The sequence below is a fragment of the Arhodomonas aquaeolei DSM 8974 genome (assembly GCF_000374645.1).
Lineage (GTDB): Bacteria > Pseudomonadota > Gammaproteobacteria > Nitrococcales > Nitrococcaceae > Arhodomonas > Arhodomonas aquaeolei.
Genome location: NZ_KB894804.1, coordinates 1 through 25,821, shown reverse-complemented (window position 1 = coordinate 25,821; position 25,821 = coordinate 1). Strand labels below are relative to the sequence as shown.

27 protein-coding genes and 2 rRNA genes are annotated in these 25,821 nt (G+C 69.9%); 14 read left to right on the top strand and 15 right to left on the bottom strand.

The features are described 5' to 3' along the window. The first annotated feature begins 36 nt into the window (after positions 1-36). Positions 37-1,185, top strand: a complete 1,149-nt coding sequence (locus C516_RS0106955) for a trypsin-like peptidase domain-containing protein (protein ID WP_018717642.1) — start codon at positions 37-39, stop codon at positions 1,183-1,185. A 19-nt stretch (positions 1,186-1,204) separates the two neighbouring features. Here C516_RS0106955 and hisD read toward each other — a convergent pair whose 3' ends face one another. Genes hisD through C516_RS0106910 form a run of 9 tightly spaced genes read right to left on the bottom strand, consistent with a single transcriptional unit; the run spans position 1,205 to position 7,907 of the window. Then, complete coding sequence (gene hisD / locus C516_RS0106950; RefSeq protein WP_018717641.1) at positions 1,205-2,503, bottom strand: histidinol dehydrogenase; 1,299 nt, start codon at positions 2,501-2,503, stop codon at positions 1,205-1,207. 58 nt (positions 2,504-2,561) lie between these two features. Next, positions 2,562-3,203 carry an ATP phosphoribosyltransferase gene (hisG, locus tag C516_RS0106945; protein WP_018717640.1) on the bottom strand — a complete coding sequence of 214 codons (642 nt, stop codon included), beginning with the start codon at positions 3,201-3,203 and terminating at the stop codon, positions 2,562-2,564. A gap of 27 nt (positions 3,204-3,230) precedes the next feature. Further along, the gene (murA, locus tag C516_RS0106940) at positions 3,231-4,493 is read right to left on the bottom strand and encodes a UDP-N-acetylglucosamine 1-carboxyvinyltransferase (RefSeq protein ID WP_018717639.1); all 1,263 of its coding nucleotides are present in this window, start codon (positions 4,491-4,493) and stop codon (positions 3,231-3,233) included. Between the two features lie 57 nt (positions 4,494-4,550). After that, complete coding sequence (locus C516_RS0106935) at positions 4,551-4,793, bottom strand: BolA family protein (protein WP_018717638.1); 243 nt, start codon at positions 4,791-4,793, stop codon at positions 4,551-4,553. Positions 4,794-4,840: 47 nt separating this feature from the next. After that, on the bottom strand, positions 4,841-5,161 hold the full coding sequence (locus C516_RS18875; RefSeq protein WP_018717637.1) for an STAS domain-containing protein: 321 nt from the start codon (positions 5,159-5,161) through the stop codon (positions 4,841-4,843). Beyond that, on the bottom strand, positions 5,158-5,781 hold the full coding sequence (locus C516_RS0106925; RefSeq protein WP_018717636.1) for an MlaC/ttg2D family ABC transporter substrate-binding protein: 624 nt from the start codon (positions 5,779-5,781) through the stop codon (positions 5,158-5,160). The genes C516_RS18875 and C516_RS0106925 overlap by 4 nt, the downstream gene beginning before the upstream one ends. After that, a complete protein-coding gene (mlaD, locus tag C516_RS0106920; RefSeq protein WP_026320995.1) occupies positions 5,781-6,278 on the bottom strand; it encodes an outer membrane lipid asymmetry maintenance protein MlaD in 498 nt (165 codons plus the stop codon). Before mlaD ends, C516_RS0106925 begins: the two co-directional genes overlap by 1 nt. Before the next feature lie 28 nt (positions 6,279-6,306). Continuing rightward, positions 6,307-7,083 (bottom strand): lipid asymmetry maintenance ABC transporter permease subunit MlaE, encoded by a 777-nt coding sequence (gene mlaE, locus C516_RS0106915; protein WP_018717634.1) that lies wholly within the window; start codon positions 7,081-7,083, stop codon positions 6,307-6,309. Then, the gene (locus C516_RS0106910; protein ID WP_018717633.1) at positions 7,080-7,907 is read right to left on the bottom strand and encodes an ABC transporter ATP-binding protein; all 828 of its coding nucleotides are present in this window, start codon (positions 7,905-7,907) and stop codon (positions 7,080-7,082) included. Before C516_RS0106910 ends, mlaE begins: the two co-directional genes overlap by 4 nt. A 179-nt stretch (positions 7,908-8,086) precedes the next feature. Between C516_RS0106910 and C516_RS0106905 the strand changes: the two genes are divergently transcribed. From C516_RS0106905 to C516_RS0106845, 13 genes are all read left to right on the top strand, one after another. Then, complete coding sequence (locus C516_RS0106905; protein ID WP_018717632.1) at positions 8,087-9,052, top strand: calcium/sodium antiporter; 966 nt, start codon at positions 8,087-8,089, stop codon at positions 9,050-9,052. A 4-nt stretch (positions 9,053-9,056) separates the two neighbouring features. Continuing rightward, positions 9,057-10,052 (top strand): KpsF/GutQ family sugar-phosphate isomerase, encoded by a 996-nt coding sequence (locus C516_RS0106900; protein WP_018717631.1) that lies wholly within the window; start codon positions 9,057-9,059, stop codon positions 10,050-10,052. Beyond that, on the top strand, positions 10,052-10,615 hold the full coding sequence (locus C516_RS0106895; protein ID WP_018717630.1) for a KdsC family phosphatase: 564 nt from the start codon (positions 10,052-10,054) through the stop codon (positions 10,613-10,615). The genes C516_RS0106900 and C516_RS0106895 overlap by 1 nt, the downstream gene beginning before the upstream one ends. Beyond that, positions 10,602-11,171 (top strand): LPS export ABC transporter periplasmic protein LptC, encoded by a 570-nt coding sequence (lptC, locus tag C516_RS0106890; protein ID WP_018717629.1) that lies wholly within the window; start codon positions 10,602-10,604, stop codon positions 11,169-11,171. Before C516_RS0106895 ends, lptC begins: the two co-directional genes overlap by 14 nt. After that, the gene (lptA, locus tag C516_RS0106885; RefSeq protein WP_018717628.1) at positions 11,158-11,688 is read left to right on the top strand and encodes a lipopolysaccharide transport periplasmic protein LptA; all 531 of its coding nucleotides are present in this window, start codon (positions 11,158-11,160) and stop codon (positions 11,686-11,688) included. Before lptC ends, lptA begins: the two co-directional genes overlap by 14 nt. Before the next feature lie 2 nt (positions 11,689-11,690). Beyond that, complete coding sequence (gene lptB, locus C516_RS0106880; protein ID WP_040409324.1) at positions 11,691-12,425, top strand: LPS export ABC transporter ATP-binding protein; 735 nt, start codon at positions 11,691-11,693, stop codon at positions 12,423-12,425. Positions 12,426-12,521: 96 nt separating this feature from the next. Then, complete coding sequence (locus C516_RS0106875) at positions 12,522-13,997, top strand: RNA polymerase factor sigma-54 (protein WP_018717626.1); 1,476 nt, start codon at positions 12,522-12,524, stop codon at positions 13,995-13,997. A 19-nt stretch (positions 13,998-14,016) separates the two neighbouring features. Continuing rightward, complete coding sequence (hpf, locus tag C516_RS0106870; RefSeq protein ID WP_018717625.1) at positions 14,017-14,343, top strand: ribosome hibernation-promoting factor, HPF/YfiA family; 327 nt, start codon at positions 14,017-14,019, stop codon at positions 14,341-14,343. A gap of 138 nt (positions 14,344-14,481) precedes the next feature. After that, positions 14,482-14,952 carry a PTS sugar transporter subunit IIA gene (locus C516_RS0106865; protein WP_018717624.1) on the top strand — a complete coding sequence of 157 codons (471 nt, stop codon included), beginning with the start codon at positions 14,482-14,484 and terminating at the stop codon, positions 14,950-14,952. Beyond that, positions 14,949-15,734, top strand: coding sequence for an HPr kinase/phosphorylase (locus tag C516_RS20450; protein WP_018717623.1), 786 nt, complete (start codon positions 14,949-14,951; stop codon positions 15,732-15,734). The genes C516_RS0106865 and C516_RS20450 overlap by 4 nt, the downstream gene beginning before the upstream one ends. Beyond that, a complete protein-coding gene (gene rapZ, locus C516_RS0106855; protein WP_018717622.1) occupies positions 15,715-16,575 on the top strand; it encodes an RNase adapter RapZ in 861 nt (286 codons plus the stop codon). Before C516_RS20450 ends, rapZ begins: the two co-directional genes overlap by 20 nt. Then, positions 16,572-17,000: a PTS sugar transporter subunit IIA gene (locus C516_RS0106850; protein WP_018717621.1), complete on the top strand. Its 429-nt coding sequence runs from the start codon at positions 16,572-16,574 to the stop codon at positions 16,998-17,000. The genes rapZ and C516_RS0106850 overlap by 4 nt, the downstream gene beginning before the upstream one ends. Further along, positions 16,984-17,277: an HPr family phosphocarrier protein gene (locus tag C516_RS0106845; protein ID WP_018717620.1), complete on the top strand. Its 294-nt coding sequence runs from the start codon at positions 16,984-16,986 to the stop codon at positions 17,275-17,277. Before C516_RS0106850 ends, C516_RS0106845 begins: the two co-directional genes overlap by 17 nt. A gap of 16 nt (positions 17,278-17,293) precedes the next feature. On the opposite strand, the gene ligA is transcribed toward C516_RS0106845, so the two are convergent. From ligA to C516_RS0106815, 6 genes are all read right to left on the bottom strand, one after another. Continuing rightward, complete coding sequence (gene ligA / locus C516_RS0106840) at positions 17,294-19,321, bottom strand: NAD-dependent DNA ligase LigA (protein WP_018717619.1); 2,028 nt, start codon at positions 19,319-19,321, stop codon at positions 17,294-17,296. 13 nt (positions 19,322-19,334) lie between these two features. Then, positions 19,335-20,453 carry a cell division protein ZipA gene (gene zipA / locus C516_RS20445; protein WP_018717618.1) on the bottom strand — a complete coding sequence of 373 codons (1,119 nt, stop codon included), beginning with the start codon at positions 20,451-20,453 and terminating at the stop codon, positions 19,335-19,337. A gap of 84 nt (positions 20,454-20,537) precedes the next feature. Then, positions 20,538-24,059, bottom strand: a complete 3,522-nt coding sequence (smc, locus tag C516_RS0106830; protein WP_018717617.1) for a chromosome segregation protein SMC — start codon at positions 24,057-24,059, stop codon at positions 20,538-20,540. Between the two features lie 130 nt (positions 24,060-24,189). Then, positions 24,190-24,660 (bottom strand): single-stranded DNA-binding protein, encoded by a 471-nt coding sequence (ssb, locus tag C516_RS0106825; RefSeq protein WP_018717616.1) that lies wholly within the window; start codon positions 24,658-24,660, stop codon positions 24,190-24,192. Positions 24,661-24,918: 258 nt separating this feature from the next. Beyond that, a 5S ribosomal RNA gene (gene rrf / locus C516_RS0106820) occupies positions 24,919-25,035 on the bottom strand. Between the two features lie 108 nt (positions 25,036-25,143). Continuing rightward, positions 25,144-25,821, bottom strand: a 23S ribosomal RNA gene (locus C516_RS0106815); the annotation flags it as partial.

Below are 25,821 nucleotides of genomic sequence, written 5' to 3'. Positions count from 1 at the left end.
CGGCTGCCGGGTCCGGGCACACCAGGAGATATCGCTATGCCAGGCAGCCGCATCGGCCGCTTCGTACTACGCTACGTCGTCGTCGGCGTCCTCGCCGCGCTGGCGGCGGTATGGCTCGCCCCCGAGGTGTTCACACCGCCGGCACCGGTCGTGCGGGTCAGCGAGGCCCCGTCGGCGGACGGCTCCGCGCCCACGCCGCCGCGCCCGGCGTCATACGCCGACGCCGTGGAGCGCGCCGCACCCGCAGTCGTCAACGTCTATACCACCCGCGCACCAGAGCAGCGCCACCACCCGTTCTTCGACGACCCGCAGCTGCGGCGGTTCTTCGGCGCCCCCAAGGAACAGCGCCCGGAGCGCTCGCTGGGCTCCGGCGTCATCGTCAGCCCCGACGGCTACGTGCTGACCAATGAGCATGTGGTCCGCGACGCCGACGCCATCGAGGTCCTGCTCAGCGACGGACGCGCGGCAACCGCCGAGGTGGTGGGCAGCGACCCGGACACCGATCTCGCCGTACTCGACGTCGGCCTCGGAGAACTCCCCCACGCCACCTTCGGTGACTCGACGGCGCTGCGGGTGGGCGACATCGTCCTCGCCGTGGGCAACCCGTTCGGAGTCGGCCAGACCGTGACCCAGGGGATCGTCAGCGCCACCGGCCGGGACCACCTGGGGCTGGCGACCTTCGAGAACTTCATACAGACCGACGCGGCAATCAACCCGGGCAACTCCGGCGGCGCACTGATCAACGCCGCAGGCGAGCTGGTGGGGATCAACACCGCGATCTACAGCCGCTCCGGCGGTTCCATGGGCATCGGCTTCGCCATCCCGGTGAGCCTCGCCCGCGGCGTGATGCGCGAGCTCATTGAACAGGGGCATGTCACCCGCGGCTGGATCGGCGTGCAGGTCCAGCCGATGACGCCGCCGCTGGCGGATACGCTGTCACTGCCGGACGTCGGCGGGGTACTGATTGCCGGGGTGCTCCGCGGCGGCCCTGCGCACGAGGCCGGCATCCAGCCCGGGGACGTCATCCTCTCCATCGATGAACACCCGGTGGACGGACCGACCCAGCTGCTCAACCGTATCAGCGGACTGAGCCCGGGCAGCGAGGCCGTTGTCGCCGGGATCGGCCGGGACGGGCGCTTCAACCGGCGCGTGACCATCGGCCGGCGCCCGACGGGCGGGGGCTGAACGCGCCCCGCCGCCGGACCTACTCGCCGCGCATCTCTGCGGAGCGGGCGTGAGCGGTGAGCCCCTCACCGCGTGCGAGCTCGCTGGCCACCCGGCCGAGCGCGGCCCCGCCGGCCTCGGAGCACTCGATCAGGCTGGTGCGCTTCTGGAAGTCGTATACGCCGAGCGGCGAGGCAAAGCGCGCGGTGCGCGAGGTCGGCAGCACGTGATTCGGGCCGGCGCAGTAATCGCCCACCGCCTCCGGCGTGTAGCGCCCCAGGAAGACCGCTCCGGCGTGACGGATACCCGCGGCCATGCGCCGCGGTTCCACCACCGAGAGCTCTAGGTGCTCCGGGGCAACGTGGTTGGCGACCGCCGCCGCCTCGGCGAGGTCGCGCACGTAGATGAGCGCGCCGCGGGCAGACAGGGCCGCGCGGATGATCTCCGAGCGCTCCATCTCCGGGAGCAGCCGCTCCATCGACGCCTGCACCTGATCGAGGAACAGCGGGTCCGGACAGACCAGGATCGCCCGGGCGTCCTCGTCGTGCTCGGCCTGGGAGAACAGATCCATGGCGATCCAGTCGGCCTCGGTCTGGCCATCGCAGATCACCATGATCTCGGACGGACCGGCGACCATGTCGATGCCCACCCGCCCGAAAACGCGGCGCTTGGCCTCCGCGACGTAGGCGTTGCCGGGACCGACGATCTTGTCCACCGCCGGGATGGTGTCCGTACCGTAGGCGAGCGCCGCCACCGCATGCGCCCCGCCGAGACGGAAGACCCGGTCCACGCCCGCGATGCGTGCCGCGGCGAGCACCAGCGGATTGACCACGCCGTCCGGCGCCGGCACGACCATGATCACCTCGTCCACGCCGGCGACCTTGGCCGGCAGGGTATTCATGAGCACGGACGAGGGATAGGCCGCCTTGCCGCCGGGCACATAGACACCCACGCGCCCCAGCGGCGTCACCTGCTGTCCCAGGCGGTTGCCCTGACCGTCCTCGTAGTCCCAGGACTCGGCAAGCTGGCGGCGATGATAGTCGCGGATACGCTCGGCCGCGGTCTCCAGCGCCTCGCGCTGGGCCCCGGGCAGCGACGCCAGGGCCTGATCCTGCGCGACCCGGCCCACCTCCAGCGCGGCCACGCTGTCCACGCTCAGGCGGTCGAAACGCGCGCTGTAGTCGAGCAGCGCCGCGTCCCCCTCCGCCGCCACGCGGGCGAGGATCTCGGCGACGGCCTCCTCCACCCGGGCGGTCGCGCCGTCGTTCCACTCCGTGAGGGCGCCCAGGCTCGACCAGAAGTCGGGCTGGGTAGTGCTCAGGCGCGTGATCTCAAGCATCGGCAGATGGCTCCTTGCCCGGTCAGGGCGGGTGTTCGCTGCTGGACGCCGCCCGGGCTCACGCCGCGGTGGTCACCGCGCGGCGGAGATCCTCGATCAGCGGCCGGATCCGGCGGTACTTCATCTTCATCGAGGCCTTGTTGACCACCAGGCGCGAGCTGATGTCGGCGATCGGTTCCAGCGGCTCAAGGCCGTTGGCACGCAGGGTGTTGCCCGTATCGACGAGGTCGACGATGAGATCCGCCAACCCCACCAGCGGCGCCAGCTCCATGGAGCCGTAGAGCTTGATCAGCTCCGCCTGACGCCCGCGATCGGCAAAGTACCGCCGGGTGATATTCACGAACTTGGTGGCGACCCGGGGCCGGCGCAAGGCCTCGTTGCCCGGACGCCCCGCCACCATCAGCCGGCAACGGGCGATGCCCAGGTCCAGCGGCTCGTAGAGCCCCTGGCCGCCGTATTCCAGGAGCACATCCTTGCCCGCCACCCCGAGGTCCGCGCCGCCGTACTCGACATAGGTCGGCACATCGGTGGCGCGGACAACGACCAGGCGCACCGCCGGATCGTTGGTGGGCAGCACCAGCCGGCGGCTGGCCTCCGGGTCCTCCGCCGGCTCAATGCCTGCCGCCGCAAGCAGCGGCAGGGTCTCCTCGAGGATGCGCCCCTTGGAGAGCGCGATGGTCAGCATGTCTTGGTCGTGCATAACCGTCCGGTTGATCGGCCGCGGGCCTCAGGCCGGCACGCGGCGGATGTTGGCGCCCAGCTGCGCGAGCTTCTCCTCGATGCACTCGTAGCCGCGGTCGATATGGTAGATGCGGTCGACGCAGGTCTCGCCGTCCGCCACCAGGCCGGCGAGCACCAGGCTCGCCGAGGCCCTGAGGTCCGTGGCCATCACCGGTGCGGCGGTCAGCCGGGGAACGCCGGTGGATATCGCCGTGTGCCCCTCCAGGCGGACGTCGGCGCCCATACGCTGGAGCTCGAGCACGTGCATGAAGCGGTTCTCGAAGACCGTCTCGGTGACCATGCCCACGCCCTCGGCCACGGCATTGAGGGCACAGAACTGCGCCTGCATGTCCGTGGGGAAGGCGGGATAGGGTGCCGTGCGCACGTTCACCGCCCGCGGCCGGCGCCCGCCGGGCATTGCGAGGTCGATGGTGCGCCCCTCGACGGCGATCTCCGCACCCGCCTCACCGAGCTTGGCGAGGACCGCGTCCAGCAGCTCCGGGGCCGTATCCTTGAGCCGGACCCGCCCGCCGGTCATCGCCGCGGCCACAAGGTAGGTCCCGGTCTCGATGCGGTCTGGCAGGACGTCGTAGTGCGTGCCGTGGAGGCGCTCGACGCCGTGTATCTCGATGGTGTCCGAGCCGGCGCCGCGTACATCCGCCCCCATGGCATTGAGGCAGTTCGCCAGGTCCACCACCTCCGGCTCGCGCGCCGCATTCTCGATGACGGTCACGCCCTCGGCGAGGGTCGCGGCCATCATCAGGTTCTCCGTGCCGGTGACGGTCACCAGGTCCATGACCAGGCGCGCCCCTTTGAGCCGGCTGCAGCGTGCGCGGATATAGCCGCTGTCGACGCTGATCTCGGCCCCCATCTGGCGAAGCCCCTCGACGTGGAGGTTCACCGGCCGCGAGCCGATGGCGCAGCCGCCGGGCAGCGACACATCCGCCTCGCCGTAGCGCGCGAGCAGCGGCCCGAGCACCAGGATGGAGGCGCGCATGGTCTTCACCAGCTCGTAGGGCGCGTAGCACTCTCGGATGCCGGTCGGGTCGACCTCGATGCGCATGCGCTCGTCGACGGTGAGACGCACGCCCATGCGCCCGAGCAGCTCCATCGTCGTGGTGATGTCGTGCAGGTGCGGGATGTTGCCCACCATGGTGGGCCCATCGGCGAGCATGGTCGCGGCCAGGATCGGCAACGCCGCGTTCTTGGCCCCCGAGATACGGATCTCGCCGTCCAGCGGCTCGCCGCCGCGAATGATCAGACGCTCCATTACGCCCCGCCCGGCCGGCCGTGCCGGCCCCCGTCCATGGCCACCGTTAGCACGCCCTCAGCCATTGGACGCGTCGTGCTGTCCGGGCGTCCGGGTCACCAGCGAGATCGCATGCAGCGCCTCGCTGTCGATATGATCGCGCAGCAGCTCGTTGACCATCCGATGCTGTCGGATCCGTGGCACCCCCTCGAAATCGGGGCTCACGATCAGCGCCCGGAAATGCACGCCGTCCCCATCCACCTGCACGGTGGCATCGGTCAGGCCGGCCTCGATGATCTCGCGAATGCGTTCGGAATCCATGATGCTCGCTCGTTTGCTCTGCGGTGCGATTGCCGGTTACGGACCGCTCAGGCCCGCCCACCGGTATCGGACGGCGTATTCTGATCCAATGCCAGGATCTCATCCACCCCGCTCACCCGGGCGATCGCGCTGAGCTGCCCCGGAACACCCTGGAAGACGACACTCCGGCCCCGGGCCCGCGCGGTGCGCACCCATTCCAGGAGCAGCGCGAGGCCCGCACTGTCGACGCGCTCCACGGCGGAGAGGTCCGCGACCACGTCCCCATCCCCGGGCAACGAGGCCGGCAGCTGCGTCACCGTGTCGAAGCCGAGGGCACCGCTGACGCGGCACACCCCGGCGTCGTCGCTACTCAGCGACGCCGAACTCACCCCGGCACCCCCCGCTCGGCATTGCGTTCGGCGAGGCGTTTGATGAGCGCGTCCAGCCCGTTGCGGCTGACCTCGTCGCCGAAGCTGCTGCGGTAGTTCTGGACCAGGCTCACACCCTCGATGACCACGTCGAAGACCTTCCATTCCCCGCTGTCGTTCTTGTAGAGGCTGTAGTTCACGGGGACCGGCGGACCGTCGCTGCGCACGATCTCGGTGGGCACGGTCACCCGCCCGCGCGAAGTATCCGCGTTCATGGGCGGGAACTTCACCTTTTCGTTGCTGTACTCCGACAGCGAGGTGCCGTAGGTGCGGATCAGCAGGCCCTTGAACTCCTCGACGAAACGCGCGCGCTGCTCGGCGGAGGCGTCGTTCCAGTGGCGACCGAGCACGAACCGACTCATCAGCTGGAAGTCGAAGCGCGGCAACACCAGGTCCGAGACGAAGCGGTAGACCGCACCGGGATCACCCTTGATCTCCTGCTTGTGCGCCTCCAGCGCAGCGAGCACCTCGTGGGTGGTGTCCTTGACCAGATCCTGCGGGGACTGCTGCGCCGCACCGGCCAGAGCCGGTGCGAGCACGACCGGAAGCAGCGCGAGTGTCAGGCATAACCGTCGCAACATCACTTACCCTCCGTGCCGCCATCCGAGCCCGAGTCCGAGCCGGACGCCTTATTGTAAAGGAACTGCCCGATGATCTTCTCCAGCACGATCGCCGACTGGGTGAGCATCAGCTCGTCGCCGGGCTGCAGCGCGGTGGGCATGCCACCCGCCTCCAGCCCCACGTACTGCTCACCGAGCAGCCCCGAGGTCAGAACGCTCGCACTGGTATCCATGGGCAGGTCGTCGAACCGCGAATCGATGGTCAGCTCGACACGCGCCTCGTAGGTGTCGGTGTCCAGGCTGATGCCGCTCACCCGGCCCACCTGCACCCCGCCCATCTTCACCGGCGCGCCCTCGCGCAGACCGCCGACGTTGCGGAAGTGGCCGATCACCGTGTAGCCCTCGGTGGTCTGGAACGCCGTGATATTGCTCACCCGCATGGCGAGCACCGTCAGCGCCGCCAGGCCGGCGACCACGAACAGCCCCACTGCGATCTCTATGGCGCGTGTCTTATCCATGATGCCCCAAACCCGGAAATAGGCCGCCCTAGTCGAACATGAGGGCGGTGAGAATGAAATCGAGCCCCAGCACGGCCAGCGAGGTATTCACCACCGTGTGGGTCGTGGCCCGGCTGACGCCCTCCGACGTGGGCATGCAGTCGAAGCCCTCGAAAACGGCGATCCAGCTCGCCACGACGCCGAATACCAGGCTCTTGATGATGCCACTGGCGATGTCGTCGTAGAACGAGACATTGGCCTGCATCTGCGACCAGTAGGCCCCGGCGTCCACGCCGAGCAGCTCGGTGCCCACGACGTAGGCCGACAGGATGCCGAGCAGCGTGAAGATGGCCGAGAGCAGCGGCATCGCGATCACACCGGCCGCGAGCCGCGGCGCGACCACGCGGCGATGGGGATCGACGGCCATCATCTCCATGCTGGAGAGCTGCTCCGTCGCCTTCATCAGGCCGATCTCGGCGGTCAGCGCCGAGCCCGCGCGCCCGGCGAACAGCAGCGCGGTGACCACCGGCCCGAGCTCGCGGGTCAGCGACAGCGCCACGAGGGTGCCGAGGGAGTCCTCGGCCCCGAAGTCCACCAGGGTGTTGTGTCCCTGAAGCCCCAGCACCATACCCACGAAGATGCCGGAGACGACGATGATGACCAGCGAGAGCACGCCCACCGAGTAGAGCTGGTGGACGAGCAGGCGGAAGCGCGCGAGCAGCCCGGGCAGCCCCGCGAGCACCCGCAGCAGGAAAAGCGAGGCCCGGCCAAGCCGGGCCATGCGCGCGAGGGTCCAGGCCCCAAGGCCCTGCAGCCAGCGGATCACGGCGCCTCCCCGCCGAGGGTCTCGGCGGCCAGCGACGGTGCGGGATAGTGGAAAGGCACGGGACCATCGGGCCGCGCATCCATGAACTGGCGCACCCACGGCGAGTCCGTGTCGCGCAGCGCCTCGGGCGAACCCGAGGCGATCACCTCGCCATCGGCGATGACATGGATGCGGTCGGCGATGGCGGCCGTCTCTGCGACGTCGTGGGAGACCACCACGCTGCTGAGCCCCAGGGCATCATTGAGTTCGCGGATCAGCTTCACCAGCACGCCCATGGAGATCGGGTCCTGGCCGGAGAAGGGTTCGTCGTACATCACCAGCTCCGGGTCGAGGGCGATCGCCCGCGCGAGTGCCACGCGCCGCGCCATGCCGCCGGAAAGTTCGGCCGGATAGAGATGACGGGCGCCGCGCAGGCCGACCGCCTCGAGCTTGAGCAGCACGAGCTGGTGGATCAGCGCCTCGGACAGCCTCGTGTGCTCGCGCAGCGGGAAGGCGACGTTCTCGTAGCAGGTGAGATCGGTGAACAGCGCGCCGGCCTGGAAGAGCATGCCCATGCGCCGGCGCAGCCGGTAGAGGGCGCGGCGCGAGAGGCGGTCCACACGCTCGCCGGCGACCCGGATCTCGCCCGCGTCCGGGCGCAGCTGGCCGCCGATGAGCCGCAGCAGCGTGGTCTTGCCCGTGCCGCTGGGGCCCATGATGGCGGTCACCTCACCGCGGTAGACGGTGATGTCCACACCGCTGAAGATCGCACGCTCGCCGCGTGCGAAATGGAGGTCCCGGATCTCGATGAGCGGCTCCTCGGCCGGGGCGGTATCAGTACCCATCAGAATCCTTCCCGGAAGGGGCTGGCCGGAATGCGGCGCCCGGCGTGGCAAGCGGCGGGCAGTATCAGCCACCCTCGCGAACCAGTCAACACGCCCCACCACCCGGGCATACTGGCCCACGCGGGAGCCGGGCCGTATCATGGCCGGCTTTGAACACCCGAACCGGGACGACACCGCCCATGCTGCCAGCCCTGCTCACCATCGTCGTCGGCTTCATCGCCCTCACCTGGAGCGCCGACCGCTTCGTCATCGGTGCCTCCGGCACCGCGCGGCACCTGGGCATACCGACGCTGATCATCGGGCTGACCATTGTCGGCATCGGCACCTCGGCGCCGGAGATGCTGGTCTCGGCGATCGCCGCCTGGCAGGGCAACCCCGGGCTGGCGGTTGGCAACGCGCTCGGCTCGAACATCACCAACGTCGGGCTGATCCTCGGCGCCACGGCGCTGATGGTCCCCCTGCAGGTCCGCTCGCGGCTGCTGCGCCGCGAGATCCCGATGCTGTTCGCGATCATGGCCATCGCCTTTCTGTTCCTGCTCGGCGGACGGCTCGAACGGTGGGAGGGACTGCTCCTGCTCGCCGGCATGGGGGCCCTGCTCGCCTGGATGGGGATACAGGGCCGCAACGGCGAGGAGCCGGACCCGCTGAGCACCGAGTTCGAGAGCGAGATCCCGACGGACCAGCCCCTGGGCACCAGCGTCCTGTGGCTGATCATCGGCCTCGTGGTACTGCTCGCCAGCTCCCGCGCGCTGGTCTGGGCGGCGGTCAGCATTGCCGAGGCCCTCGGCGTGAGCGACCTGGTCATCGGCCTGACCATCGTCGCCCTCGGCACCAGTCTGCCAGAGCTCGCCGCGAGCTTTGCCAGCGCACGCAAGGGCGAGCACGACATCGCCATTGGCAACGTCATCGGCTCCAACATGTTCAACCTGCTGGGCGTGATGGGCGTCGCCGGGGCCATCAACCCGCTGGACAGCGACCCGGCGACCCTGTACCGGGACATCCCGGTGATGGCCGGCATAACGCTGGTGTTCGCGGTGATGGCGTTCAGCCGCTACGGTCACGGGCGGATCAACCGCATCGAGGGCGCGCTGCTGCTGGCAGCGTATATTGGATATCAGGCGTTACTCTACGTGTGTGAGACATAGCAGCATGAGCGAGAGACAGCTCCCCCGGGACGAGGACGCGAACCTCTGCAGCCTTGGCCAAGCGGTCATCGAGGTGGAAACCGAGGCAGTCCGCGCCCTCGCCTCACGCATCGACGCCGAATTCGCCCGCGCGTGCCGGTACATGCTGGCGTGCGAGGGGCGGGTGGTGGTCCTGGGCATGGGCAAGTCCGGCCACGTCGGCGGCAAGATCGCCGCCACCCTAGCAAGCACGGGAACGCCCGCGTTCTTCGTCCACCCGGGCGAGGCCAGCCATGGCGACCTCGGCATGATCACCCCGCGGGACGTCGTGCTGGCCCTGTCCAACTCCGGCGAGACCGACGAGATCACCACCATCCTGCCGCTGATCAAGCGCCTGTCGGTGCCGCTGATCGCCCTCACCGGCCGCCCGGAGTCCACCATGGCCCGCTCGGCGAGCGTACACCTGGACGTCAGTGTGGCCGAGGAGGCCTGCCCGCTGGGCCTCGCCCCCACCGCGAGCACCACCGCCGCGCTCGCCATGGGCGATGCCCTGGCGGTGGCACTGCTGGAGGCGCGAGGGTTCACCCGCGAGGACTTCGCGCGCTCCCACCCCGGCGGCCGACTGGGACGGCGGCTGCTGCTGCGCATCGAGGACATCATGCACGGCGGCGAGCGCATACCCCGGGTCCAGGCGGGGACCCCGCTCGGCGAGGCCCTGGTGGAGATGACCAACAAGGGCCTGGGCATGACCGCGGTGGTCGACGCCGAGGATCACCTGCTCGGCGTGTTCACCGACGGCGACCTGCGCCGTGCCCTCGACCACGAGGTGGACGTCCATCGCACCCCGGTGGACAGGGTGATGACCCGCGGCGGGCGGACCATCAGCCGGGACCGCCTCGCCGCTGAAGCCCTTGCCCTGATGGAGAATCACGGTATCAACGCGCTGCCCGTGGTCGACGAGCAACGCCACATCGTCGGGGCGCTGAACATGCACGACCTGCTGCGCGCGGGGGTGGTGTAGTGGACGCCTTCGAGCACGCCTACTGCGGCACGCCACCGGCGGCGGTGGCCGAGCGCGCCGCGCGTATCGGGGCGCTCGCACTGGACGTGGACGGCGTACTCACCGACGGCGGCGTCTACATCAGCGGCGACGGCGAACCCTTCAAGCGCTTCAACATCCACGACGGCAAGGGCATCGCCATGCTCCGGGAAGCGGGCATCGCGGTGGCCATTGTCACCGCCCGGCGCTCCGGCGCGGTCGAGGCCCGGGCCCGTGAGCTGCGCATCGAGCACGTCCACCAGGGCGTGCGCGACAAGGCCACCGCTCTCGCGGGGCTGGCGGATGCGCTCGGCCTGGCCACGGAATCATGCGCCTTCGTCGGCGACGACCTGGTGGACCTTGCCCCCATGCGCACCGCCGGGCTCGCGGTGGCCGTCGCCAATGCCCACCCTGCGGTGTGCGCCATCGCCCACTGGGTCACCCGGCGCGGCGGCGGGGACGGCGCCGTCCGCGAGGTCTGCGAGCTGCTCCTCGGTGCGCGCGGTGCCCTCCGGCCATGGCTGAGCGACGATGCGCGAGCGTAGCCGCCGGACATTCCCGCTGGTCGTCACCGCGCTGCTGGTGGCCTTGGCGTGGTTCTCCTTCGGCGGCCGCGACGACGGCGGCACCGGCACGGCACCGCCGGTACGCGAACCCGAGGCCCGCTATTACGCCACCGAGGTCCGCATCGTCGCCACCGACGCGGACGGCAACCCCAGCGACGAGCTCCGTGCGCAGCGCGCCGCCTACTTCCCCGGCGCCGATCGCTGGGAGATGCAGCAGCCGCGCTGGCAGGGGCGCCGCAACGGGCGGCCGTGGCACGGCCGCGCCCGGCGCGCGGAGGCAACGCCCATCGGCGATCACGAGCGCCGCATCGTGCTCAACGGCGATGTCGAGCTCCACCGCGAGGCGCCGGACCCACTCACCCTGCTCACCGACACCCTCACCCTGGAGCCTGCCCGGGACTATGCGGAGACCGACGCGGCGGTGACACTGCGCACCCCCGCGAGCGAGATGACCGGTGTCGGCGCGCGGGCCTGGATGGACCGACAACAAGTGAGACTCCTCGCCAAAGTCAGGGGGACCTATGCGACCGAATAGCCTGATTCGCCTGCTCGCGGCCTGCCTGCTCGCCGTGGCCGGCTGCGCCCTCGCCCAGCAGGACAGCAGCAAGCAGCCACTGCACCTGAGCGCCGACACCGGCGAGCTCGACAACGTGCGCGGTGTAAGCACCTACACCGGCAACGTCGTCGTCACCCGCGGCCAGATGCGCATCACGGGCGATGTCCTGCGGGTCTACCGCGGCGACGGCGACACCCTGGACCGGATCGAGGTCGAGGGTGAACCCGCGACCTTCCACGACGAGTCGCCGCAGCGCGAGACGCCGGTGGACGCCGAGGCGCCGACGATGACCTACTACTCCGGGCCGCCGGAGCGCATCGAGCTCTCCGGCGGTGCCACGCTCACCCGCGGGCGCGACGAGTTTCGCGGCGAGACAGTCAACTACGACATTGCCGCCGACCAGGTGAAAGCGGACAGCAGCAAGGACCAGCGCGTTCAGGTCACGCTCTTCCCCAAAAAGGACGACAGCGGCAACAACAGCGGCGACGGGCAGTGAGCATGGGGGAGACGGGACGCCTCGAGGCCACCGGCCTGATCAAGCGCTATCGACGGCGCAGCGTGGTCAGCGACGCCGCACTCGCGGTCGCCCCCGGCGAGATCGTGGGCCTGCTCGGGCCCAACGGCGCGGGCAAGACCACCTGCTTTTACATGATCGTCGGCCTTATCCGTCCCGATGCCGGACAGATCCGCCTGGACGGTCGCGAGATCGGCCGGCTGCCCATGCACCGCCGGGCCCGGCTCGGCCTGGGTTACCTGCCCCAGGAGGCGTCGATCTTCCGCAAGCTCTCCGTGGCTGACAATCTCCTCGGGGTGCTCGAGCTGCGCCGCGATCTCGACCGCGGCCAGCGCCACGACGAGATGGAGGAGCTGCTCGAGGAGTTCAGCGTCGGCCACCTCCGCGATCAGCCCGGTATCAGCCTCTCCGGCGGCGAGCGCCGCCGGGTGGAGATCGCCCGGGCGCTGGCGGCCCGCCCCCGCGTGATACTGCTCGACGAGCCATTCGCCGGGGTTGACCCGATCTCCGTGCACGACATCCGCCAGATCATCCGCCACCTGGCCGAGCGCGGTATCGGCGTGCTGATCACCGATCACAACGTGCGCGAGACCCTGGGCATCGTCGACCGCGCCTACATCCTCAATGCCGGCGAGGTGATTGCCGAGGGCGACGCCCAGACGGTGCTCGCCGACGAGCAGGTCAAGCGCGTCTATCTGGGCGAGGATTTCCGGCTGTGACCGCCCGCGCTCAGGTGCAAGGCCGCTGCCTGTTGCATTACGATGGCGGCAAGCGGGCGCGGGCCGCCCGGCCAGCGGAGAGCTGACGAACGACCCATGAAACAGACGCTCCAGCTCCGACTCGGTCAGCAGCTGACAATGACACCCCAGCTGCAGCAGGCGATCCGCCTGCTGCAGCTGCCGACGCTGGAGCTGCGTGCCGAGATCCAGGAAGCGCTCGACTCCAACCTCATGCTCGAGACCGAGGACGAGCACGAGGCGGCCACCACCGAAGAGGCCCTGCGGGACGCCGGCACCGGGGACAGCGCCGGGCAGGCGGACGGCGAGCCGGCCGCCGAAACGACGGACACCGAGGATACGCGCCTGGGCGACGACCTGCCGGTGGACGGCAGCTGGGACGACATCTACGACGGCACCACGGCCTGGAGCCGCGGCAGCGGCGAGGACGATGACTACGATCCGGTCTCCCGCCTGGCCGCCGCCAGCGAGAGCCTGCGCGAGCACCTGATCTGGCAGATCCAGCTCGGCGAATTCACCCCCCGCGCATTCGCCATCGCCGAGGCGATCATCGACGCGGTCAGCGACGACGGCTACCTGAACACCGACGAGGCCGACATTCTCGCGGCCCTGCCCGGGGACTGGGCGGTGGGCCACGAGGAATTCCTCGAGGTGCTCGGCGAGGTGCAGCGACTCGACCCCGTGGGCGTGGCCGCGCGTGACCCCCGGGAATGCCTGGCCCTGCAGCTCGAGCAGCTGCCGGAGGACACCCCGTGGCTCGCGCAGGCACGGTTGCTGCTCGACGAGCACCTGGATCTGCTGGTCAACCGGCAGCTCGCCCAGATCAAGCGCCGCATGCAGCTCGACGACGAGGCCCTGGGCGGCATCATCGAGCTGATCCGGGGGCTCGACCCCCACCCGGGCCTGCGCTACGGTAGCAACAATACGGAATACGTCATCCCCGACGTCTTCGTCCGCCGCGAGGACGGGCGCTGGCAGGTGGAGATCAACCCGGATGCCTTTCCCCGTGTCCGCATCAACGCCGACTATGCGGCCATGGTCCGCCGCGCCGACCGCAGCCGCGAGAACAGCCTGATGCGCGAGCACCTCCAGGAAGCGCGCTGGCTGATCAAGAGCCTGCGTTCGCGCAACGACACCCTCCTGCGCGTGGCCCATTTCATTGTCGACCACCAGCACGACTTCCTCGAACGCGGCGAGGAGTTCATGCAGCCGCTGGTGCTGCGCGAGGTCGCCGAGGCCGTGGAGATGCACGAATCCACCATCTCGCGGATCACCAACCGCAAGTACATGCACACCCCGCGCGGGACCTTCGAGTTCAAGTACTTCTTCTCCTCGCACGTGCAGACCGCCGACGGCGGCGAGTGCTCCGCCACCGCGATACGGGCGCGTATCCGCCGCCTGATCGCCGGCGAGGACCCGCGCCGCCCGCTCAGTGACAGCCGCATCGCCACCATCCTGCAGGACGAGGGGATACACGTCGCCCGCCGCACCGTGGCGAAATATCGCGAGGCCATGGCGATCGCGTCCTCGACGGACCGAAAGCGCCTCGCCTGAGAACCACAAAGGAGGCTCTATGCAGATCGACATCACCGGCCACCACATCGAAGTGACCGACTCGCTGCGCGACTACGTCAACGAGAAGTTCCAGAAACTCGAGCGTCACTTCGACAACGTCGTCGATGTGCATGTCATCCTCACGGTCGAGAAGCTGACCCACAAGGCGGAAGCCACCCTTGTCCTGAGCGGCGCCCGCTTGTTCGCCGACGCCACCGATGAGGACATGTACGCCGCCATCGATGCACTCACGGATAAACTCGATCGCCAGGTGGTCAAACACAAGGAGAAACGCGCGGATCATCGCCGTAACGAGGGGCCGGTGAGCCAGGCCCTCGAGGAATGATCCATCGTTGCCGGCCGGGGTGGCCGGCAGACCAGTGACCACGCCGGCGGCGGGCCTGCCAGACCGGGCGCAGGGAGGTGCCTCGGGCCCGTACCGCCGCCGACGTGCCGGACAACGCCAGTTCAGGGCCGGGGCACCATGAACATTGCAGCACTGCTCTCCCCCGAGCGGGTTCGCTACGGGGCGCATGCCACCAGCAAGAAGCGCAGCCTGGAGCTGCTCTCGGAACTGCTCAACGAGGATGCGACCGGTCCGGACACCCGCAGCATCTTCGAGAGCCTGATCGGACGCGAGCGGCTCGGCAGCACCGGTCTGGGCCGGGGCGTCGCCCTGCCACATGCCCGGCTGCCGGGCCTGGATGCCCCTGTGGCGGCGGTGCTCAACCTCGACACGGGCGTGGATTTCGACGCCGTCGACCGTCAGCCGGTGGATCTGCTCTTCGCGCTGCTCGTGCCGGAAGAGTCCACCGACGAGCATCTGCGCATCCTCGCCACGCTGGCGGAGATGTTCAGTGACACGGCCTTCTGCGAGCATCTCCGTGCCAGCGGCACCGACCGTTCCCTCTACGAGCAGGTGTCACAACGGCTGGTGGACGGCGCGCCGGCATGACGCCTCGGCTGCGCATCCCCCGCACCGCCCTGGCACGGGCGCTCGGGGCCGCGGCGCACGGCGGCGGCGAGACCGTCGAGCTACCCGTGGATGCACCGCGCTGGCTCGGTGGCGACGCCCCGGTACGCCGTGGCACCACCGACGCGGACGGCGCCTGCCTGATCGTCTGCGAGTCCGCCGACGCCGCGCCGGCCGACGGCACGCCCTGGATGACACTGGAGGCGGACGACGAGGCCCTGGCCTGGCGAATCGATCGCGCCCTCGTCCGCCTTGCCGGGCGCCCCGGAGTCCCCGGCACCCTGGTTCGCATCCATGGTCACGGGGTCCTGCTCAGGGGGGCCGAGGGCACGGGCAAGAGCCACACGGCACTGGCCCTGCTCGATCGCGGGCACGCCCTGGTGGCCGACGACCTGGTGACACTCGCCGCCGCCAGCGCCACCCCCGAGGGCCGCGCCCCCGACGAGGGCCCCCGCGGACGGCTCGCCGTACGCGGCCTCGGCGTGATCCGGGTGGACGAGCACTTCGGGGATGCGGCGCTGGCACGGCGTGCCCCGGTGGTCCTGGAAGTGGTACTCGCGCCCGGGGCGAGTGCGGACCCGCTGACCGGGGGCTGGGCCACCGGCGGACTGCTCGGACGCCCCCTGCCCCGGCTGACCCTGGCCCCGGGCCCCATGACCGCCCTGCTCATCGAGGCAGCGGTACGCGAGTGCCGTCAGGCCGGCGGCATTACGCACGGCCAAGCGAGCGCGGAGGACCGACTGAATGCGGCTCGTCATCATTAGCGGGCTGTCCGGATCGGGCAAGAGCGTGGCACTGAGCACGCTGGAAGACACCGGATTCTACTGTATCGACAACCTGCCGGTGGACCTGCTGGAGGCCTTTGGCCGCCACATTACCGCCGTTGCCGGGGACGAGCCCGGCAACGACCGCTACGCCGTGGGCGTGGACGCGCGCAACCGCCCATCGGACCTGGCACGCATCCCGGCGATACTGGATCAGCTGCGCGCCAGCGGCATCAACTGCGAGATCCTCTTCCTCGACGCCGAGCGCGACACCCTGCTCAAGCGCTTCAGCGAGACCCGCCGGCGACACCCGCTGAGCGGCGAGGACACCTCCCTGGACGAGGCCATCCATCGCGAGCGCGAGCTGCTCGAGCCGCTGCTCGAGCGCGCGGACCTGACCATCGACACCACGCGCACCACCGTCCACGAGTTGCGTGACCTGGTCCGGGCCCGCCTGGTCCGGGCCCCCTACACCCTCTCGCTGATGTTCGAGTCCTTCGGCTACAAGCACGGCCTGCCGCCGGATGCGGACTTCGTCTTCGACGCGCGCTGCCTGCCGAATCCCCACTGGAACGCCGAGCTGCGCCCGCTCACCGGACGCGACGAGCCGGTGGCGGCATTCCTCGAGGCGCAGGAGACGGTCACCGCCTTCCACACCCAGGTGCGGGATTTCCTCGCCGAATGGATTCCGCGCTTCCAGCAGGAGAACCGCAGCTACCTGACCATCGCCATCGGCTGCACCGGGGGACAGCACCGCTCCGTCTATCTCGCCGAGCGGCTGTGCGGGGACTTCCGCGGCCGCCTCGGGCAGGTCAACGTCCGTCACCGGGAGCTGCCATGAGTGTCGGGCTGCTGATCATCACGCACAACCGTGTGGGCCAGGAGCTGCTCAACACCGCGCGCACCATCCTCGGCGCGTGCCCGCTGGAGACGGCGCACCTCAACGTCCCCCAGGACAGCAGCCCCGAAGCGATGGTCCACCGGGGCACCGAGCTGCTCACCCGCCTCGACAGCGGCGACGGCGTGCTCATCCTCACCGACGCCTTCGGCGCGACCCCCAGCAACGTGGCGGTGCGCCTGGGTGAGCGCATGGGTACGGCGGTGGTTTCGGGGCTGAACCTGCCGATGCTCCTGCGCGTGCTCAACTATCCGGACCTGCCGCTGGCGGCCCTTAGGGACAAGGCCTACACCGGCGGTCGCGACGGCGTGCTGCTCGTCGAACCCACCCCCGCGGAGCAAGACAGGCACCATGAGCGACACCGCTGAACCGACCCGGATCCGCCGCGAGGTGGAGATCGTCAACCGCCTCGGCCTGCATGCCCGCGCGGCCGCCCGGTTCGTGAGTACCGCGGGGCACTACGACGCCGACATCCAGGTCACCCGCGACGAACGCACGGTCAACGGCAAGAGCATCATGGGCATGATGATGCTCGCCGCCGCCCAGGGCAGCTGCATCCTCATCGAGGCCGAGGGCAGCGACGCGGCGCAGGCAATGGAGGCGCTGGAGGCCCTGATCGCCGAGCGCTTCGGCGAGGACAGCTGAGCCGGCCACCCGCCTCTCAGCCGGCGCCGCCGACGAGCTCGCGGAAGGCGGCCTCGTCCAGCACGCTCACCCCCAGGCGCTCTGCCTTGTCCCGCTTGGAGCCCGGGTCCGCGCCAGCGACGACGTAGTCGGTGCGCCCGGAGACACTGCCCGTCACCTTGCCGCCCAGGGCCTCGATCCGCGCCCGCGCCTCGTCGCGGGTGAACCCCTCCAGGGTGCCGGTCAGCACGAAGGTCCGGCCCGCCAGGGGCGCCTCATCACCGTCACGCCCCTCCGGGGCCGGCCAGTGGACACCGGCGTGGAGCAGGCCGTCGATGACCTCCTGATTGTGGGGCTGGGCGAAGAAGTGCGCCACGCTCTGCGCGACCACGGGCCCCACGTCCGGCACCGACTCAAGGGCCTCCTCATCCGCCTGCCTGATGGCATCGAGCTCGCCGAAGTGGGCCGCCAGGGCCTTGGCGGTGACCTCACCCACGTGATTGATCCCCAGGGCATAGAGGAACCGCGCCAGGGTCGTCTCGCGGGAGGCGTCGATGGCGCGCAGGAGGTTCGCGGCGGAGCGCTCGCCCATGCGCTCCAGCCCGCTCAGGCGCCGGGCATCGAGGTGATACAGGTCGGCGGCGGTGCGCACCAGGTCGCGCTCGACGAGCTGCGCGACGAGCTTCTCGCCGAGCCCGTCGATGTCCATGGCCCGGCGCGAGACGAAGTGCAGCAGCGCGCCCATGCGCTGGGCCGGGCAGTACAGCCCGCCGATGCAGCGGTGGGCGGCCTCCTCGTCCAGGCGCAGCACCTCGGAGCCGCATACCGGACAGGCCTCGGGCATCTCCCAGGGCTCGACGCCGGCAGGCCGCCGCTCGGTGATTACCGCCGTGATCTCGGGGATGACATCACCGGCACGGCGGACCATGACGGTGTCCCCCTCGCGCACGTCCTTACGGCGCACCTCATCGAGGTTGTGCAGCGTGGCGCGGCTGACGGTCACACCACCGACCTCGACGGGCGCCAGCTCGGCCACGGGGGTGATCACGCCGGTGCGTCCCACCGAGGCCGCAATGGTCTCGACCACCGTGGTCGCCTCCCGCGCCGGGAGCTTGTGCGCGGCGGCCCAGCGGGGTGCACGGGCGGTGAAACCCAGGCGCTCACGCAGGGCTAGATCGTCGACCTTGTAGACCGCGCCGTCGATCTCGTAGCTCAGCGTCTCGCGGTTCTCCAGCAGCCACTGGTAGTAGTCCAGGCAGCCGTCCACGTCGTCGACGCGCTGGACGTGCTCATTGACCCGGAACCCCCAGCCCTCGAGCCGCGCGAGCACATCGCTGTGGGTAGCTGCCAGCGCCTCGGAACTGGCCCCGGTGCCGAAGGTGAAGAAGGTCAGCGGCCGGCGCGCGGTGATCCGGGAATCGAGCTGGCGCAGGCTGCCGGCGGCGGCGTTGCGGGGGTTGGCGAAGGTCCGCTCGCCGGCGGCCTCGCGCCGGGCGTTGAGGCGTTCGAAGTCCGCCTTGCGGATGACGACCTCGCCACGGACCTCCAGCAGCGACGGGGCCTCGCCGGTGAGGCGCAGGGGCACCGAGCGGATGGTGCGCACGTTGGCGGTGATGTCCTCGCCGACCTCGCCGTCGCCCCGGGTGGCGGCACGCGCGAGCAGGCCGTCCTCGTAGCGCAGGTTCACCGACAGGCCGTCGAGCTTGGGCTCGCACACGTAGGCGACCCCGTCACCGGCGGCACGCTCGTGCACCCGGCGGTCGAACTCGCGCAGCTCCTCCTCGCTGAAGACATTGCCCAGCGAGAGCATGGGCTGCTCGTGGCGTGCCGGCTCGAAGGCCTCCAGCGGCAGCGCACCGACCCGCTGGGTGGGCGAGTCCGGGGTCGCCAGCGACGGCCATCGCCGTTCCAGGTCCTGGAGCTCGCGCAGCAGCACATCGTACTCGGCGTCGGAGACGGCCGGCTCGTCGAGGACGTAGTAGCGATGGTTGTGGTAGGCGAGGGTCTCGCGCAGCTCGGCGGCACGGCGTTCCGCCTCGGGGAAGGCGTCGTTGGACTCGCTCATGGGTTCGGGGTGGTCACTCTCGGTGCTGCCGGCGGGCGAGATGCGCGCGCCGGCGGTATTCGATCATCTCCTCGCGCAGGTGCTCCACGGCCTGGTGGGTGAGGTCGCAGCGGCGCGCGTCCAGAAGCTGGCCGTCGAGCTCGCCGGCCACGTGGCGCGCGGCCTCCAGCATCTCCTCGAAGGCCGTCACGGCGTCGAACGGCCCCGGCAGGCGGAGAAAGAACGCGAGTCCCGGGGTCTCGAACCCCTCCATGCGCTCCAGGTCGAACCAGCCGGGGTTGAGGATGTTGGCGACGCTGAACTCCGCGACCCGGCCGCGGCTGCCCTCGATGTAGCGATGGAAGATGCCGTGCTCGCCGAAGGTCAGGCCGGCGGACTGCAGGGCATCCTGCACCGCGGGCCCGAGGAATCGCTCGCCGTTGGGGGCGAGCACGTTGATGACGACGATCTTCTCCTCCAGCCCCGGGGGCACGTCCGCCTCGGCCTCGCCCCCGCCACGGCTGCCGTCGCCACCGCCGTCCGTGCCCAGGGCCCGGCGCAGGCGCTCGGCGAGCCGGCCACGGCGGGCGGGCTCGCGTTCGCCGCCACCGTCGCCGAGCGCACCGGCGTCGCTGCCCTCGACACCCTCCTCGATTTCCGGCGCGTCCGGGCTTCCGTCATCCGGCGTGCTGCCAACGGGAAGGTCATCGTCCGGCCACCAGTCGTCGTCGTCCGCCTCCGGCACGGGCCACTCCTCGGCCCGGGAGCGTGAGCCTTCGACGCGGCTGTGGGCCCAGGCGGGGAAGTCACGTTCGTCGCGGCCGGCGGGGAGGTCGTCACCTTCGTCCATGCCGGCTTCGGGATCGGCCTCCGCCCCCACGTCGTGAAACGGCGACACCCGGTCGTCATCGTCACCCTCCCGGCCCAGGTCCCCGGTCTCGCGCCCGGTTTCCAGCTCCGGATCGAACTCGGGCAGCTCGTCGTCCAGGTGGGGCTCCTCGACACCACCGCCGGCGAACGGCTCGCGCTGGTTGCGACGGTTCCGGGACCAGGGCAGGCCGTCATGGCGCCAGTTCTGGAACGTGCCATGCAGGTAGATGGCCACAATGACCAGGGCACCGAGAATGATCAAAAGCCAGCGCAGTTCGTCCATCTTCCCGTCCGATCGCTCACCTGGATGCCATGGCCGAGGGCGCTCGCCATGCTCGGAACAGCCTGCATGGCGCGTGCATGAAGCTCAAGCCCCGTCCCCCGGGGTGTCCACCAGCGCGGTCGCCGCCTCCATATCCACGGCCACCAGCCGGGAGACTCCGGGCTCGTTCATGGTCACGCCGGCAAGGTGGCTGGCCGCGGCCATGGTCACCTTGTTGTGGGTGATGACGATAAACTGCACCCGGTCCGACAGGGCCTGGAGCATGTCGCAGAAACGCCCGACGTTGGCCTCGTCCAGCGGTGCGTCCACCTCGTCGAGCATGCAGAACGGCGCCGGGTTGAGCTCGAAGATGGCGAACACCAGGGCCACTGCCGTGAGCGCCTTTTCGCCGCCGGAGAGCAGGTGGATGTTGCTCACCCGCTTGCCCGGCGGGCGCGCCATGATCGCCACACCGGTTTCGAGCAGATCCTCGCCCGTGAGTTCCAGGTAGCCGCTGCCGCCGCCGAAAAGCCGGGGAAAGAGACGCTGCATGCCCTCGTTGACCTTCTCGAAGGTCTCCTTGAAACGCTGGCGCGTCTCCCGGTCGATGCGCCGGATCGCGGACTGCAAGGTTTCCAGGGCCTCGTTGAGGTCCTCGTACTGGCTGTCGAGGTAGCCCTTGCGGGATTCGAGCTCGCGGTACTCGTCGATCGCCGCCAGGTTGATCGGCCCCAGGCGGCGGATGCGCTCATCCAGGCGCTCCAGCTCCGCCTCCCAGCGCTGCTCGTCGGCGTCCTCCGGCAGCGCCGTGGCGGTCTCGGCGCGATCCACCTCCATCTCCGCGAGCTGCTCGGCCTGGGTCTGAATGCGGATCTTGAGCTCGTAGCTGCGGTAACGCGCGGACTCCGTGCCCTCGCGCAGCTCGGTGACCGAGCGCTCGGCCTCGCCGCGGCGGGTCTCGAGATCGCGCAGCCGTTCCTCCGCGTCACCCAGGCGGGTGCGGGCCTCGCCGAGCTCGTGTTCCACGGACTGGCGACGCTCCAGCAGGCGCTGGCGTTCGGCCTCGGCGGCCTCGTCGTCGACCTCGGCGGGCTCGTCGTCCGCTGCTGCGAGCTCCGCGAGCCGCGCCTCGAGGCGTTCGCACTGGGCCTTCTGGCGCGAGACGGACTCCGCCAGGGACTGTCTGGCCGTGGTCGCGCTCTCCAGGCGCAGTGCCACGTCGTGCCGGCGCGAGCGCACGTCGGCCAGGCGTTCGCGCGCCGCATCCAGCTGGTCCTGCAGACCGAGCTTCTCCTCGTTGAGCCGCTCCCGGGTCTCGTCCAGGGCCTCACTGCGATCCAGCGCCTCGGCTTGGCGCTCGCGAGCGGCACGGACGTCCGCATTGATCTCCTCGATGGCCTCGGCAAGGTCCTCGAGCTCCGCCTGGCGGGCGCGGCGGCGCTCCCCGCGCTCCTGCTGCTGGGCCCGCTGGTTGTCCACCTGCGCCTGCAGGCTGGCGCGCTCGCGTTCGGCCTCGTGGAGGGCATCGCGGTCGTCGTCCCGTCGTTCGGTGAGATCGGCGATGCGCTCACGCAGCTCGCCGCGGCGGGCCTCCTGTTCGGCGAGCCGGGCATCCAGCGTCTCAAGCGCCTCCCGCGTCTCCGAGAGGTCGCGCTCCCGTGCCAGCACGCCGGTGTCGTCACGGGCCTCGCCGCGGGCGTGCACCCAGTCCGGTCCGAAACGGGTGCCGTCCGGCGTGACGATCTCCTCGCCGGGCGCGAGGTCGGGGGCTCGGGCCAGTGCGGCATCCACATCCTCGGCGGTATGGACCCCCGCGAAGAGCCCCGCCACCGGCCACGGGGCGCTTACCCGCCGCGCAAGCCCGTCGCCGGGCGATGCCCCATCCGGCACCCCGTCCGCGGGCCGCTGGAGCACGATCTCGTCACCCTCCAGGGCCGCTAGGGCGGCCACGTAGCGCCCGGGATCCGTGACCAGGACCGCCTGCAGGTGGGCCCCGAGGACCGCCTCCACGGCCCGCTCCCAGCCCGGCTCGACGTCGAGGCGGCGGGCCAGCCGCTCGCCGTCGTCCAGGCCCTGCGCGGCAAGCCAGCGCCCCGCCGCCTCGCCCTCGCCGAGGGCGGCCTCCTGCAGGGTCTCCAGGGAGGTGAGCCGTGCCGCGGTACGGTGGCGCTCTTCCCGGGTCCCTTCCAGGGACTCGTCCAGCTCGGTGGCCTCGTCCTCGAGTGCCGTCAGGGCCTCGTCGCGTTCGTCCAGGCGCTCGCGCAGGCCCTCCAGGCGCTCCTCCAGGGCCTCCAGACGCTCCGCGCCGGCCTCGTCCGACTCGCGGGCCAGGGCCTCGTCCAGGGACTCGATCGCCTGGGCGAGGCGCTCTCGCTGACGGATCCGCTCCTCACCCTGACGTTCGAGCTGCTCGATACGGGCACGCTCGACTTCGGCGGTACGCGCCGGCTGCTGGGCGTCCTCGTTGAAGCGCTCCCATCGCTCGCGCCAGTCCTCCAGTGCCTGCTGGGCCTGCTGCACGCCCTCGTCGGCACCGGCCTCGGCCTCGGCAAGGGCCTCGTGTTCCGGCTCCAGCTCGGCGACGCGCTCCTCGGCCAGGCGCAGCTTCTCGCCGTCCTGCTCCAGGCTGGCCCGGTGCTCATCCAGCGCCTCACGGGTACGCGCCTCCTCCGCGCGGCGTGCCTCACGCATCTCACGCTGGTGCTTCATGCGCTGCTCGAGGCGGGTGATCTCGGAGCCAACACCGTAGTACTCGGCCTGGATCTCGTTGAGGCGGTCGCTGTCCTCGGCGTGGCGTGCGCGCACGCTCTCGGTCTCGCGCTCGAGCCGGCGCTGCTCGGCGACCGCGGCCTCGACCTCGGTGTCGCGGCGCCGCAGCTCGCCTTCCAGGCGCTCGCGCTCGGCCTCCAGACCCTGCAGGCGCAGGACGTGCAGCTCCGCCTGGCGCTGGCGCTGCTCGGCCCGCAGGCCCTTGTAACGCTCGGCGGTGTCGGCCTGGCGCTTGAGCTTCTCGAGCTGGCGCGCGACCTCGTCGCGAACGTCCTCGAGCCGCTCCAGGTTCTCCAGGGTGTCGCGGATGCGCCGCTCGGTCTCACGCCGGCGCTCCTTGTACAGGCTGATGCCCGCCGCCTCCTCGAGGTAGCGGCGCAGCTCCTCGGGGCGCGCCTCGATCACCCGCGAGATCATGCCCTGCTCGATGATCGAGTAGCTGCGCGGCCCGAGACCGGTGCCAAGGAAGATGTCGGTGATGTCGCGCCGGCGGCAGCGTGTGCCGTTGAGGTAGTACGCGGACTGGCCGTCGCGGTTCACCTGGCGGCGCACCGCGATCTCGTTGTAGCCGGCGTACTGCCCGGTGATGGTGCCGTCGCTGTTGTCGAAGACGAGCTCGATCGAGGCGGCACCCACCGGCTTACGGCTGCCGGAACCATTGAAGATGACGTCCGCCATCGACTCGCCGCGCAGGTGCTTGGCCGAGCTCTCGCCCATGACCCAGCGCACGGCATCGATGATGTTGGATTTGCCGCAGCCGTTCGGCCCGACGATCGCCACGAGATCGCCGGGAAGCGTCACCGTGGTGGGGTCCACGAACGACTTGAAGCCGGAGAGCTTGATCTTCGCCAGCCGCATTACGCGTTCCCAGCAAGCGCGGGTACCGCCGTTGGCCTGCCCCCCCGGGTGGCGGGGGCATCAGACCACCATGCGCTGCCTGCCGGGACGCACTCGCCCGGCAGGTCCGTCCTCGCCGTCACTCGCGGTGTCAGAACGGGATGTCGTCGTCGAAATCGTCCTGCGGCGGCTCCGGCTGACGGCCGCCGCCGCCACCGTAGCCCCCGTCACCGCCCTGGGGCTCGGGCCGCGGGCCGCCTCCGCCGCCGCCACCACCGGTGGTACGGGTATCGAGCATCTGCATCTCGCGCGCCACCACCTCCGTGGTGTAGCGGTCCTGACCGTCCTGCCCCTGCCATTTGCGGGTCTGGAGCTGGCCCTCGATGTAGACCTTAGAGCCCTTGCGCAGGTACTCCCCGGCGATCTCTGCCAGGCGGTTGAAGAACACGACGCGGTGCCAGTCCGTGCGCTCCTGGCGATCGCCGCTCTGGCGATCCCGCCACTGCTCGGTGGTCGCGACCCGGATGTTGGTGACCGCGCTGCCCGAGGGCGCGTAACGCACCTCCGGATCCGCCCCAAGATTGCCGATCAGGATGACCTTGTTGACCGAGCCGCTTGCCATTATTCCCTCTCCGCGAATTTCCGACGTGATGGCCTGTCCGTGGCCGTTGAAGACAGGCCGTCACTGTACCTGATTTACCTCTGCCAAGGGAGGCGCGCACACCTGGCTGCCCCCATCCCGTACGAGCCGGGGTAAACCAATTACGCCGGCCGCGGGGCAGTATCCGGGGCCGAGGGGCCCCTGCGGCGTACCGCGGCACCTGACAAATTTGCATAAAAAAACCCCCGGCCATTAATGGCCGGGGGTTTAGGGATAAGAGCCTGGCGATGACCTACTTTCGCACCACAGCGAGGCGGCACTATCATCGGCGCGGAGTGGTTTCACTTCCGAGTTCGGTATGGGATCGGGTGGTTCCCACTCGCTATATTCGCCAGGCGAGCCGGTTGGCCTGAGCGCGGTTTTTTGGGCCGCGCGGGCCGTTTGATCGGGAAGTCGCACGCGCACTTGGACATGCGCATTGGTCTCAGACTGCTTGGGTGTTATATGGCCAAGCCGCACGGGCAATTAGTACCGGTTAGCTTCATGCATTACTGCACGTCCACACCCGGCCTATCAACGTGGTGGTCTTCCACGGCCCTTCAGGGGGATCGAGTCCCCGGGGAGATCTTATCTTGAGGGGGGCTTCCCGCTTAGATGCTTTCAGCGGTTATCCCGTCCGTACGTAGCTACCCGGCAGTGCCACTGGCGTGACAACCGGAACACCAGAGGTACGTCCACTCCGGTCCTCTCGTACTAGGAGCAGATCCTCTCAAATCTCCGACGCCCACGGCAGATAGGGACCGAACTGTCTCACGACGTTCTAAACCCAGCTCGCGTACCACTTTAAATGGCGAACAGCCATACCCTTGGGACCTGCTACAGCCCCAGGATGTGATGAGCCGACATCGAGGTGCCAAACTCCTCCGTCGATGTGGACTCTTGGGAGGAATCAGCCTGTTATCCCCGGAGTACCTTTTATCCGTTGAGCGATGGCCCTTCCATGCAGAACCACCGGATCACTAAGGCCGGCTTTCGCCCCTGCTCGACGTGTGTGTCTCGCAGTCAGGCACCCTTATGCCTTTACACTCAAGGCGCGATTTCCGACCGCGCTGAGGGTACCTTCGCGCTCCTCCGTTACTCTTTGGGAGGAGACCGCCCCAGTCAAACTACCCACCACACACT